Source organism: Mycobacterium sp. 852002-51152_SCH6134967 (assembly GCF_001667105.1).
In the GTDB taxonomy this organism is placed as follows: Bacteria; Actinomycetota; Actinomycetes; order Mycobacteriales; family Mycobacteriaceae; genus Mycobacterium; species Mycobacterium neumannii_A.
The window spans coordinates 88,843-101,189 of the sequence record NZ_LZIK01000053.1; the positions used below are offsets into that span (position 1 = coordinate 88,843).

Consider the following 12,347-nt stretch of genomic DNA (forward strand, 5'->3'; position numbering starts at 1 on the left):
ACCGAGGCCTTCGCCATATCCGACGAGGCGCCCACCGAGGTCTCCGGCGGGAAAGAAAGTCGTGTCCGATGCATGACAGCTAATCTTCACCATCGGCCATCTTATGCAACTCTTAAGTAGCCGCCAAACTCTCGCGAGTATTGAGGTCTGGGTCACACCCTCTCGTGACCAAACTGTTCCCCGGCGACACGAGGTCACGCCGACGTCGACGGCGTCGGCACCACCCGCGCGCCCTGGACGGGGCCGCTGGCCACGCGCACGGTGCGACACACGCCCGCGCCCGCCAACTGCGCGCCGACGTCGACCGCCTGGCCCGCCGAGGCGCACAGAAAAGCGCACGTCGGCCCCGACCCGGACACGATGCCCGCCAACGCTCCGGCCTCGGTGCCCGCGCGCAGCGTGCGGCGCAACCCCGGATCGAGGCTCAGCGCGGCGGGCTGCAGGTCGTTGCCGAGCAGCGGGGCGAGTTGAGCCGGATCGCCGGAGGCCAGCGCGGCCAGCACCGGTTCGGCGTCCTCGAGGCGCGGCGGCGGCTCGCGATCCGGGCCCGCAGAGTCGCGCAGCCGGTCGATCTCGGCGAACACCGCCGGGGTCGACAACCCACCGTCGGCAAAGGCCAGCACCCAGTGAAACGTCGTGCGCGCCAACACCGTCGCCAGCTCCTCACCGCGCCCGGTGCCCAACGCGGTCCCCCCGTGCAGAGCGAACGGCACGTCGCTGCCCAGCCGGGCCGCCAGCGCATGCAGATCGCGCCGCGGCACCCCCAACTCCCACAGCGTGTTCATTGCGACCAGCACCGCCGCCGCGTCAGCGCTACCGCCGGCCATCCCGCCGGCGACCGGGATGGATTTGTCGATCGAGATCGCCACATCCGGTGCCCGCCCCACGTGTTCGGCCATCAATTCAGCCGCCTGCCACGCGAGGTTGCGCTCGTCGGCCGGCAGCGATTCGGCCCCTTCACCGGACACTTCCAGCGACAGCATGTCGGCGTTGCTGACGATGATCTCGTCGAGCAGCGAGACGGCGTGGAACACGGTGGTGAGCTCGTGGTAGCCGTCGTCGCGGCGGTCACCCACTTCCAGGTAGAGGTTGACCTTGCCGGGCACTCGCACGGTGACCGACCCCGTCGGCACCCACTCGGAGGCGGTGTTCCCGTTCCAGCCCGGCACGGCACGACACTATCGAAAGGAGTCGCCGACCAGTCGTCCTGTCGGCGAGTCGGCGCAGTCGGCGGCACTAGTGTGAGCTCGTGCTGTCCGCCGGCGACCGGTTCGACGACTACGTGGTCGACGAGGTCCTCGGCCAGGGCGGATCGGCCACGGTCTACCGGGCGCACCCCGCGGACAACCCGCAGCGGGTGGTCGCGTTGAAGGTCCTCGCCGAACACGCTCGCGATCGAGCGCACGTGGCCCGGCTACGGCGTGAGTTCGAGTTCGCGAGCCGGCTCGACCACCCCCATATCGTCACCGTGTACGAGCGGGGCCCGGGGTGGCTGACGATGCAGTTCGTCGCGGGCGGCGGAGCGCAGAACCTGCCGACGGTCCCCGACCGCCTCGCCGCCCTCGGCCAGATCGCCGACGCGCTGGACTACATGCACAACCGCGCGATCGTGCACTGCGACGTCAAACCCGCCAACATCCTGGTCGAGCCCGACCGCTCGCACGCCGTGCTGATCGACTTCGGGGTCGCGGCCGAGATCACCGACGACATCGGCCGCCGCCCGTCGCAGGTGGAGGCCTCGCTGCCGTACTCGGCGCCGGAGCTGATCGCGGGTCGGGAACCGACAGAAGCCACCGACGAATACGCACTGGCCTGCACGGCGGTCGAACTGATCACCGGGTCACCGCCGTTTCGGGAGGACTCCCGAGTCGGGTTGGTCGAGGCGCACCTGCAACGCCCGCCACCACGGTTCTCGGCTGAATTCGACTGGCTGCCACGCACCTTCGACTCGATCGTGGCCAAAGCCCTGGCGAAGGCGCCCGCGGACCGCTACCAGTCCTGCCGGGAGTTCGTCGCGCTGGTCGTGCGTGCGGTCACCGGACGCTGACCGAACCCTTGGTTTCCCGAACCACCGGCTTGTCGACCTCTTCTGACCGTTGCAGCAGCCGGACGAAGTCGGCGATGGACAGGGTCTCACCGCGGCGTGAGGGATCGATGCTGGCGGCGAGCAGCCTGCGCGCCGACTCGTTGCCCGAACCCGCCCATTCGGCGAACGCGTTGCGCGCCGTCTTGCGCCGCTGCGCGAACCCGATGTCGATCAGCTCGAACACCTGCTCACGGAAGCTCGCGTCGGTCGGCCACGGCGACGTCTCGTAGCGCTCGATGCCGACCAGACCCGAGTACACCCGGGGGATCGGCCAGAACACCGTCGGCGACACCATGCCGTGGCGCCGCACCTTGCCGAAGAAGCGCACCTTGGCACTCGGAACGCCGTAATCCTTGCCGCCCGGTTCGGCCGCGAGCCGCTCGGCCACCTCGGCCTGCACCATCACCATCACAGTGCGGATCGACGGGAACTCGGCCATCAGATGCAGCAGGGCCGGCACGGCGATGTTGTAGGGCAGGTTGGCGACCAGGGCCGTGGGCTCCTCGTCGAGTTCTTCGCGGCGCAATCCGAGGATGTCACGGTTGAGCACGGTGAGCCGGTTGATCTCGCTGTGCGAATGCTCGGCGATGGTGGTCGGCAATTGCCGAGCCAGTACGGGGTCGATCTCGACGGCGGTCACCCGCGCGCCGCGGTCGAGCAACGCCAGCGTCAGCGAGCCCAGTCCGGGCCCGACCTCGAGAATGTGGTCGTGCTTGTGGACACCGGACGCCGAAACGATTCGCCGTACGGTGTTGGCGTCATGGACGAAGTTCTGGCCGAACGATTTGCGCGGCCGAAAGTCGATCGCCTTCGCCAGTTGTCGTATCTCGGTCCGCCCGAGTAGTCGAATGGTCAGCGCGCACCAATCCTCCCGCTACAAGTCGGCCACGCGCCCCACCCTTGTCGCGCCCGAGTGACTTCAGCAATCGCGATTTGTTCTTCTCTTGTTGCCAAGTCGGCTCTCGCAGCATAGCGCAGACCGCCGTTGCGCTCCCATGTGTTTTGGTCGAATTGAACGCCGCCGTAATATCCGTTGCCGGTGTTGATCGCCCAATTACCTCCGGCTTCGCACCGGGCAAGGGCGTCCCAGGTCGCTGCGTTGGACACCGGCGGCACCTCGGTTCCGGGCTTGGTGCCCACTCGCACGACCCCTTCACGGGCCGGCGTTACAACGACATTGGCTACTGGCAACCTGCCGGTCTCCACACCGTTGAGTTTCGCCACGGCAAAGATCACGTCCTGGGTGCCCGGCATCCCCGGGTCCTCGACGACCTCGCGGCTCTGGTTCAGCGTCGGGTCCTCGATGCGCTTGAGGCCGGGCGGCAGCGGCACACGCTCGGCGATCTTGTCGATCCGATTGCGCGTCACCTGCACGTGCATACCGTCGGTGACGGGGGCCGATGCGGCAGGAACCACTGCGTCACGCTGCTCGAGCGGGGCGCCCGCCTCGGCGAGCAGACCCGCGACGTTCGGGGCGGCCAGGGTGACGCTGCGCGTCGCTCCGCCGTCGTCGATGTACACGGTCTTGGGACTGACCACGGGCAGCGACATTCCTGCCAGCGGAACCCGGCTGGCGCGCGAGGCGGCCGCGGGCGCCTTGTCGGTCATCTCCAGCTGCGCGAGAGCCTCGTCGACCGTCGACGCGGTCGTCCACACCTGCTTGCTGTCCTCGCCGTCCAGTGAAAGCTGAAGCGGACGGCTGCGGCGCAGCACGATGGTGTCGGCCTGGTTCACCGGCTGATCGGCGGCCGGGAACAGGTCGTCGCGGTCGCCGACCTCGAAGCCGTTCTCCTCGACCACGTCGATCACGCGCGACTTCATGGTCGCCACCGTCGTCGACGACCCGTCGACGGTCAGCGTGACGGTCTTGTGCGCAGCTATCGCGTAACCGCCGGCGAAGGTGAGTGCGAGCAACGTCGCACCGACCAGCAGACGAAGTAGCGGTGAACGCGCCTCGTGGAGCTTTGTGAAAGTGTTCAAAACGTCGTATATCCCCGACTATCGGACGGAACTCCGCGCCCTTGCGGTGCTTCGCTTTCGGTCACAGCACGGTAACGGAGAGGCCTCGAGTCAGCAACTCGCGAGGCCGTACGCGCGCTCGGCTGTGGTGGTGGTTTCACGTGCGACGGCCTCCGCCGGCTTACCGACGATCTCCGCCACCGCCCGCACAGTGTAGGGAAGGCAGTACGGCTCGTTGGGCGCGCCGCGGTACGGGTGAGGCGTCAGAAACGGCGCATCGGTCTCGACGAGCATTTGCCCGGGCGGAATCAGCAGTGCGGCTTCGCGCAGGGCTCTGGCGTTCTTGAAGCTGACGGTGCCCGACAGGCTCAGTAGCCAGCCCTGGTCGATGCACCGACGCGCCATCTCCGGACCCGAGGAAAAGCAGTGGAAGATCACGATGTCAGGGGCGCCTTCGGCGGCCAGCACGTCGAGCACCTGGTCGTCGGCCTCACGGTTGTGGATCATCAGCGGCTTACCGGTCCGCTTGGCCAGGTCGATATGCCAGGCGAAAGCGTCCCGCTGGCTGTCCAGTTCCGCACAGCCTTCAAGCTTGCCCGGCCAGTACAGGTCGAGGCCGGTCTCGCCGATCGCGACGACGCGGGGATGCCCGGCCAGCCGCTCCACGACGGCCTTGGCGTCGTCGGTCAGGGCGTCGGCCCGCGTTGGATGCAGGGCGACGGCGGCGTAGACCCGCTCGTCGGCGTCGGCGGCCTCGGTGGCCCAGCGCGCGGAGTCGAGGTCGTCGGCGATGGTGACGACGGCCCGGACGCCGACCGCTGCCGCGCGGTCGACGATCGCGGTGACGTCGGCCGCGTCCGACGCACCGCATGCGTCGAGATGGGTGTGCGCGTCGATCAGCGGGCTCAGCGGATCCGGAGCGGGGGGCCGCTCCCTTCCGCCTGAGCGCTTCACGTTCACCGCCACACCATAAGCTGAGTTGAAATGACTACCGCTGTCCGCGGGGCGCAAGCGCATAGCCCAGGCGCGCCCTTCTACATCACCACTGCGATCGCCTACCCGAACGGCGATCCGCACGTCGGCCACGCCTACGAGTACATCGCGACCGACGCCGTCGCCCGGTTCAAGCGGCTGGACGGATTCGACGTGCGGTACCTGACCGGCACCGATGTGCACGGGCTGAAGATGGCCGAGGCGGCGAAAACGCTGGGCATTTCCACGGCTGACCTGGCGCGGCAGAACTCCGATGTGTTCGAGCGCCTGCAAGAGAAGCTGAACATCTCGTTCGACCGGTTCATCCGCACCTCGGACGCCGACCACTTCGAGGCCTCGAAGGAGATCTGGCGCCGGATGAACGACGCCGGTGACATCTACCTGGACTCCTACCACGGTTGGTACTCGGTACGCGACGAACGGTTCTTCACCGACGCCGAGACGAACGTCGGCGCCGACGGCGTGCGGGTCGCTGTGGAGACCGGCGCGCCCGTGACGTGGACCGAGGAGCAGACATACTTCTTCCGGCTGTCGGCCTATACGGACCGCCTGCTGGAGCATTATCGGGCGCACCCGGAGTTCATCGAGCCCGAAGTGCGGCGCAACGAGGTCGTCAGCTTCGTCTCCGGCGGGCTCAGAGACCTGTCGATCTCGCGCACCACCTTCGACTGGGGCGTGCCGGTGCCCGACCATCCCGACCATGTCATGTACGTGTGGGTAGACGCGCTGACCAACTACCTGACCGGCGTCGGCTTCCCGGACACCTCGTCGGAAGCCTTCACGCGGTACTGGCCGGCCGATCTGCACATGATCGGCAAGGACATCATCCGGTTCCACACCGTCTACTGGCCCGCATTCCTGATGTCGGCGGGAATCGAGTTGCCGCGCAGGGTTTTCGCGCACGGATTCGTGCTCAACCGCGGCGAGAAGATGAGCAAGTCGGTGGGCAACATCATCGACCCGGTGAACCTCGTCGACACGTTCGGGCTCGACCAGGTCCGCTATTTCTTCCTGCGTGAGGTGCCGTTCGGTCAGGACGGCAGCTACAGCGAGGACGCGATCATCGGCCGCATCAACGCCGACCTGGCCAACGAGTTGGGAAACCTGGCGCAGCGCTCGCTGTCGATGGTGGCCAAAAACCTCGACGGAATCGTCCCTGAGCCAGGGGACCTCACCGCCGACGACGCGGCTCTGCTCGAATCGGCCGACGCGCTGATCGACCGGGTGCGTGGCCATTACGACGCCGTGGCGATGCACCTGGCGCTCGAAAGAATCTGGTCGGTCCTCGGCGCGGCGAACAGGTACTTCTCCGCCCAGGAACCGTGGGTGCTGCGCAAGTCGGAGGCGGCGCAGGATCAGCGTCGGTTCGGCACAGTGCTATACACGACGCTCGAGGTCGTGCGGATCGCCGCGCTGCTGACGCAGCCCGTGATGCCCGACTCGTCGGCCAAGCTGCTCGATCTGCTCGGGCAGAACCCCGACGAACGAACCTTCGCCGCTATCAGCACCCGGCTGAAGCCAGGCACCGCCCTACCGGCCCCGACCGGTGTGTTCCCCCGCTACCAGGCTGAGTGATTCGAAAAGTGAACGGACTACACGAGAAACTGCACGACCTCTACGAAGAGGTCGCCAAACGCAACGCAGGCGAGACCGAATTCCATCAATCCGTCTACGAGGTGCTCAACAGCCTCGGACCGGTGGTGGAGAAGCACCCCGAATACGTCGACTCCGAGGTCATCCGGCGGCTGTGCGAACCCGAACGCCAGATCATCTTCCGGGTGCCCTGGGTCGACGACCGCGGCACCGTGCAGATCAACCGCGGCTTCCGCGTCGAGTTCAACTCCGCGCTGGGGCCGTTCAAGGGCGGCCTGCGGTTCCATCCGTCGGTGTACCTCGGAATCGTCAAGTTCCTGGGCTTCGAACAAATCTTCAAGAACTCGCTGACCGGAATGCCGATCGGCGGCGGCAAGGGCGGCGCCGACTTCGACCCCAAGGGCCGCTCCGACAGCGAGATCATGCGGTTCTGCCAGTCGTTCATGACCGAGTTGTACCGCCACCTCGGTGAGTACACCGACGTACCCGCCGGTGACGCCGGCGTGGGCACGCGTGAAATCGGTTACCTGTTCGGCCAATACAAGCGGATCACCAACCGCTACGAGTCGGGCACCCTCACGGGCAAGGGACTGACGTGGGGTGGTTCCCAGGTCCGCACCGAGGCCACGGGCTACGGGACGGTCTTCTTCGTCAACGAGATCCTCAAGGCCAACAACGACACGTTCGAGGGCAAGCGCGCCGTGGTGTCCGGTTCGGGCAACGTGGCGATCTACGCGATCGAGAAGATCCAGGAACTGGGCGGCACCGTGGTCGCGTGTTCGGATTCGAGCGGCTACGTCGTCGACGAGAAGGGCATCGACCTCGACGTCCTCAAGGAGATCAAGGAGGTGCGCCGCGGCCGGATCGCCGACTACGTCGAGATGCGCGGTGGCACAGCGGAGTTCGTCGCCGACCGCAACGTATGGGACGTTCCGTGTGAGATCGCGATACCGTGCGCCACACAGAACGAGATCAACGGCGACGAAGCGCTGGCATTGATCGAGAACGGGTGCCGCGTCGTCGCCGAAGGCGCGAACATGCCGTGCTCACCAACCGCGCTCAAGCACTTCGCCAACGCGGGCGTGACGTTCGCACCGGGCAAGGCGGCCAACGCCGGCGGCGTCGCCACCAGCGCCTTGGAGATGCAGCAGAACGCCTCGCGGGACTCGTGGACGTTCGTCGAAACCGAACAGCGCCTGGAGCAGATCATGCGGCGGATCCACAACCGCTGCCTGGTCACCGCCGAGGAGTACGGCCAACCCGGCAACTACGTGGCAGGCGCGAACATCGCGGGGTTCATCCGGGTCGCCGACGCGATGCTGGCACTGGGCCTGGTCTGACGTCGTATGTGACGCGCGTCACAAACTGTCACGCCCCGGCCCCGGCCGGTGTCTAAAGGGCATGACTGATTTCATCGCACGCACAGACTCCACCGCCCACACCCGCGTCGTCGTCCTCGGCGGCGGCTACTCCGGAATCCTGGCGGCCAACCACCTGCGGACGCGCGCCGACGTCGACGTCACGGTGGTCAACCCCAGGCCGAAATTCGTCGAACGGATTCGGCTCCACCAGCTGGTAGCCGCCGGTTACGACGCCGGAGTCGACTACGGCACGCTGCTCGGCGAAGGCATCCGGCTCGTCGTCGACACCGCGACGCGCATCGACACCGCCGCACGCACCATGCGCCTGGCGTCCGGGCGCGAACTCAACTACGACTACGTCATCTACGCCGTCGGCAGCACCGGCACGGTGCCGGAAACCATCCCCGGTGCGGCCGAGTTCGCCTACCCGATAGCGGAATTCGAGCAGGCACAGCGACTGCGCACCGCACTGGAACGGTTGCATCCCGCCGCCCCCGTCACCGTCGTGGGCGCAGGCCTGACGGGCATCGAGACCGCCTCGGAACTCGCCGAACAGGGCCGCAACGTGACGCTGGTCTGCGGCGGGCTCCTGGGACCGTCGCTGTCCGAACCTGGCCGACGCTCCACCGCCAAGGCGCTTGCCAAGCTCGGCGTGACGGTCATGGAGGCCGACGTGGTCACCGAGGTACGCGCCGGCGCGGTGGTTTTCGCCGACGGAGCGGTGCGTCCGAGTGCGATCACCGTCTGGACCGCCGGGTTCGGTGTTCCTGAACTCGCGGCGGCGAGCGGACTGCGTACCGACGCAATTGGTCGCCTCATCACCGACGAGACACTGACGAGCGTGGACGACGAGCGTATCGTCGCGGCCGGTGACTGTGCGGCTCCGTCAGATCAGCCGCTGCGGATGTGCTGTGCCACGGCAACGCAACTCGCTCCGCAGGCGGCGAACACCGTGCTGAGCCGCATCGCGGGCACGACGCCCGCCGCATTCGAGTACGCGTACGCCGGATCCTGCATTAGCCTGGGGCGCCGCACCGCGACGCTGCAGTTCACCCGCAAGGACGACACCACGGTGGACGTCTATTTCGCGGGTCGGGCCGTCGCCAAGTTCAAAGAGGCGGTCTGCAAGGGCACCCTGTGGGCGATGCGCCGCTCGGCCCGCAAGCCGGCCTGGACGTTCTGGCTCAAGGGCGGGCCCCGTCCCCAACAGCCGGTTCCCGCTGCGAAGGTGGTCACGAAGAGGTGACCACCACACCGGGAGACCATGCCGAGCGGTTCACCGTCCTTCGGCCGCTGCTGTTCACGATCGCCTACGAGATCCTAGGCAGCGCAACCGAATCCGACGATGTGCTGCAGGACAGCTATCTGCGCTGGGCCGACGTCGATCTGAGCACCGTGCGCGATACGAAGTCGTATCTGGCGCAGTTGGTGACCCGCGAGGCGCTCAACGCGCTGCGCGCCAGGTCACGTCGCCGCGAGGAGTACATCGGTCCGTGGCTACCGGAGCCGCTGCTACTCGAGTCACGCGATGCGTCCTCTGATGTCGTGCTGGCCGAATCGGTGTCGATGGCGATGCTGGTGCTGCTCGAGACGCTGACCCCCGACGAGCGCGCGGTGTTCGTGCTGCGTGAGGTGTTCGGCTTCGAGTACGACGAGATCGCGGGCGCGGTGGGCAGATCCGCGTCGACCGTGCGCCAGATGGCGCACCGCGCCCGTGAACACGTCCACGCGCGCCGCAACCGCTTCGGCCCGGTGGACGAACAGCGAACCGAGCAGATCACCGAACAGTTCCTGGCCGCGGCGGCCACCGGCGACATCGACGGCCTGATGTCGCTGTTGTCGCCCGGCGTCACCTGGACCGCGGACCACGGCGGCAAGGCCACCGCGATCCGCAGGCCGGTCGTCGGCGCCCGCCGGGTGGCCGCGCTCATGGCGCGGCTGTTCGAGGTAGCCAGGGAGACACCGGAAATCCGTTTCGAGACGGCCGTCTACAACAGTGCGCCCGCCGTCGTCGTCTACACCGGCGACCACCTCGAGGGGTTGTTCGTGTTCGAGGTGATCGAGGACAAGATCACGAACCTGTACGCCATGCGCAACCCGGACAAGCTGGCGGGCATCACGACCCCTCGCAGCATCAGCCGGCAGTGACTTGTGCCACATTCGCCTTCGAGATGTCACACTGCGGAGATGCCCGGTGTCTTGAGGTCAGACCGGCTCTGAGCCGAACCGCCATCCCGGCGGGCGCGGCAGGCCGGATGACCCGAGGAGATCGAAATGACCGAGCCCAGCACCCACGTCGTTGTGATCGGCGGCGGTTACGCCGGCGTGATGGCCGCCAATCGGCTCGCCCCGCACGCCCGCGTGACGCTGGTGAACCCGCGCGCCGAGTTCGTCGAACGGATCCGCCTGCACCAGTTGGTCGCAGGCAACGACGACGCCGTCGCCGACTACTCGGCCGTGCTGTCGCCCGCCGTGCGGATCGTCGTCGACGGAGCAGACCGGATCGACGCGGCCGCCCGCACCGTCATGCTGAGCTCCGGTGCGTCGTTGCCCTACGACTATCTGGTGTACGCCGTCGGCAGCACGGGCACCATGCCGGCGGCGGTGCCGGGGGCCGCCGAATTCGCCTACCCCCTCAGTGAATTGGAGCAGGCGCAGCGGCTGACCGCGCGGATGGCCGATGTTCCGCAGTCGGCGCCGGTCGTCGTGGTCGGCGGCGGGTTGACCGGGATCGAGACCGCGGCAGAGCTGGCCGAGGCGGGTCGCCCCGTCACGTTGGTGACCGATGTCCTCGGGCCTTCGCTGGCGGCCAGCGGGCGCCGATCGGTGGCCAAGCGGTTGGCCAAGTTGGGCGTCATCATCGTCGAGGGCAGCGCCGTCACGGAAGTCGCGGCCGACCGGGTCGTGGTGGCCGACGGCCGCGAGGTGCCGAGCGCGGTGACGGTATGGACCGCCGGATTCGGTGTGCCGGGTCTGGCCGCCGCCAGCGGCCTGGCCACCGACGAGCTCGGACGGCTCCTCACCGACGAGACGCTGACCAGCGTCGACGACGTGCGCATCGTGGGTGCCGGAGATGCGGCCTCACCGTCGGACGTGCCGTGGCGCATGAGTTGCCAGGCCGCCCTTCCGCTCGGCGCGCAAGCCGCGAACACGGTGCTGGCGCGGCTCGCCGGACAGGACCCCGCCTCGGTGAACCACGCGATGGCCGGGCAGTGCATCAGCCTGGGCCGCAAGGCAGGTACGTTCCAGTTCGCCGACGTCGACGACACCCCACGTCGCTGGTACATCGGCGGTCGCACCGGTGCCCTGGTCAAAGAGCAGGTGTGCCGCTTGACGCTGAAGTGGATCCGCGGCGAGGCCGACAAGCCGGGCTCCTACACCTGGAAGACGAACCCGCGCCGCGAGCACGTGGTGGTGGCGCCACAGAGTGAAAGGCCCGCGATCCGATGAGCGACACGGGTGACGAACACGCCGAGCGGTTCACGGTGCTGCGTCCGCTGCTGTTCACGATCGCCTACGAGATCACCGGCAGCGCAACCGAAGCCGACGACGTCCTGCAGGAGAGCTACCTGCGCTGGGCCGACGTGGACCTCGCCAAGGTGCACGACACCAAGGCCTACCTCGCCCAGCTCGTCACCCGCCAGTCACTCAACGCGCTGCGGGCACAGTCGCGGAGGCGCGAGGAGTACGTCGGCCCGTGGCTGCCCGAACCGCTACTGCTCGACGCACACGACCCGTCATCGGATGTCGTTCTCGCCGAGTCGGTCTCGATGGCGATGCTGGTCGTATTGGAGACCCTGAGCCCGGACGAGCGCGCAGTGTTCGTGTTGCGCGAGGTGTTCGGTTTCGGACACGACGAGATCGCCGAGGCGGTGGGCAAGTCGGCGGCCGCCGTGCGGCAGATGGCGCACCGGGCGCGCGAACACGTGCAGTCGCGGCGGAAGCGGTTCGAGCCCGTCGATCCCGAGGTGTCGATGGAGATCACGGAGCGGTTCTTCGCGGCCGCGTCCTCCGGTGACGTCGATGCGCTGCTCGAGATGCTGACCGATGACGTCCAGTGGACCGCCGACTCGGCGGGCAAGGTCAGCGCGGCGCGGCGACCGGTGGTCGGTGCCGACAAGGTCGCCAGGGTGCTCATCGGGCTGGTGCGGGTGGCGGGCGAGGCCGGCCGGGTGGAACCGGCGATGTACAACAACGCGCCCGCGCTCAAGCTCTACCTGGGCGACCACTTCGAGGGGCTCATCAACCTCGAGATCACCGAGGGCCGGATCTCGCACTTCTACGTGATGCGCAACCCGGACAAGTTGACCGGGGTGGAGATCCCGCGGGAAGTCACGCGGAGCATCTGACAAGCT

Annotated in this window: 11 protein-coding genes; 7 read left to right on the top strand and 4 right to left on the bottom strand. The window is 67.7% G+C overall.

The annotated features are described in order from the left end of the window. Positions 1–194 precede the first annotated feature (194 nt). Positions 195–1,169 carry a 4-(cytidine 5'-diphospho)-2-C-methyl-D-erythritol kinase gene (locus A5790_RS15855; RefSeq protein WP_066845957.1) on the bottom strand — a complete coding sequence of 325 codons (975 nt, stop codon included), beginning with the start codon at positions 1,167–1,169 and terminating at the stop codon, positions 195–197. Positions 1,170–1,249: 80 nt separating this feature from the next. Here A5790_RS15855 and A5790_RS15860 point away from each other — a divergent pair, with 80 nt between their 5' ends. Continuing rightward, positions 1,250–2,047 (top strand): serine/threonine-protein kinase, encoded by a 798-nt coding sequence (locus A5790_RS15860; protein ID WP_066845958.1) that lies wholly within the window; start codon positions 1,250–1,252, stop codon positions 2,045–2,047. Here A5790_RS15860 and rsmA read toward each other — a convergent pair. The 3 genes from rsmA to A5790_RS15875 all read right to left on the bottom strand — a co-directional run bounded on the left by rsmA (position 2,034) and on the right by A5790_RS15875 (position 5,005). After that, the gene (gene rsmA / locus A5790_RS15865; protein WP_066845960.1) at positions 2,034–2,942 is read right to left on the bottom strand and encodes a 16S rRNA (adenine(1518)-N(6)/adenine(1519)-N(6))-dimethyltransferase RsmA; all 909 of its coding nucleotides are present in this window, start codon (positions 2,940–2,942) and stop codon (positions 2,034–2,036) included. The two genes, A5790_RS15860 and rsmA, sit on opposite strands and share 14 nt — an antisense overlap. Continuing rightward, positions 2,939–4,066, bottom strand: coding sequence for a resuscitation-promoting factor (locus A5790_RS15870; protein WP_064399551.1), 1,128 nt, complete (start codon positions 4,064–4,066; stop codon positions 2,939–2,941). The genes rsmA and A5790_RS15870 overlap by 4 nt, the downstream gene beginning before the upstream one ends. Before the next feature lie 90 nt (positions 4,067–4,156). After that, complete coding sequence (locus tag A5790_RS15875) at positions 4,157–5,005, bottom strand: TatD family hydrolase (protein WP_066846087.1); 849 nt, start codon at positions 5,003–5,005, stop codon at positions 4,157–4,159. Between the two features lie 24 nt (positions 5,006–5,029). On the opposite strand from A5790_RS15875, the gene metG reads away from it, so the two are divergent. The 6 genes from metG to A5790_RS15905 all read left to right on the top strand — a co-directional run bounded on the left by metG (position 5,030) and on the right by A5790_RS15905 (position 12,341). Then, positions 5,030–6,613 carry a methionine--tRNA ligase gene (gene metG / locus A5790_RS15880; protein ID WP_066845963.1) on the top strand — a complete coding sequence of 528 codons (1,584 nt, stop codon included), beginning with the start codon at positions 5,030–5,032 and terminating at the stop codon, positions 6,611–6,613. 8 nt (positions 6,614–6,621) lie between these two features. Next, complete coding sequence (gdhA, locus tag A5790_RS15885) at positions 6,622–7,971, top strand: NADP-specific glutamate dehydrogenase (protein WP_064399548.1); 1,350 nt, start codon at positions 6,622–6,624, stop codon at positions 7,969–7,971. A 61-nt stretch (positions 7,972–8,032) separates the two neighbouring features. Beyond that, positions 8,033–9,238: an NAD(P)/FAD-dependent oxidoreductase gene (locus A5790_RS15890; protein ID WP_066845971.1), complete on the top strand. Its 1,206-nt coding sequence runs from the start codon at positions 8,033–8,035 to the stop codon at positions 9,236–9,238. Continuing rightward, positions 9,235–10,140, top strand: coding sequence for an RNA polymerase sigma factor SigJ (gene sigJ, locus A5790_RS15895; RefSeq protein WP_066845973.1), 906 nt, complete (start codon positions 9,235–9,237; stop codon positions 10,138–10,140). The genes A5790_RS15890 and sigJ overlap by 4 nt, the downstream gene beginning before the upstream one ends. Positions 10,141–10,266: 126 nt before the next feature. Beyond that, positions 10,267–11,442 carry an NAD(P)/FAD-dependent oxidoreductase gene (locus A5790_RS15900; protein WP_066845977.1) on the top strand — a complete coding sequence of 392 codons (1,176 nt, stop codon included), beginning with the start codon at positions 10,267–10,269 and terminating at the stop codon, positions 11,440–11,442. Beyond that, positions 11,439–12,341: an RNA polymerase sigma-70 factor gene (locus A5790_RS15905; RefSeq protein WP_066845980.1), complete on the top strand. Its 903-nt coding sequence runs from the start codon at positions 11,439–11,441 to the stop codon at positions 12,339–12,341. Before A5790_RS15900 ends, A5790_RS15905 begins: the two co-directional genes overlap by 4 nt. Positions 12,342–12,347: the final 6 nt, after the last annotated feature.

Coding starts and splice junctions, on each gene's coding strand:
- metG (WP_066845963.1), top strand. CDS start 5,030: ATGACTACCGCTGTCCGCGGGGCGCAAGCGCATAGCCCAGGCGCGCCC.
- A5790_RS15890 (WP_066845971.1), top strand. CDS start 8,033: ATGACTGATTTCATCGCACGCACAGACTCCACCGCCCACACCCGCGTC.
- A5790_RS15900 (WP_066845977.1), top strand. CDS start 10,267: ATGACCGAGCCCAGCACCCACGTCGTTGTGATCGGCGGCGGTTACGCC.
- A5790_RS15905 (WP_066845980.1), top strand. CDS start 11,439: ATGAGCGACACGGGTGACGAACACGCCGAGCGGTTCACGGTGCTGCGT.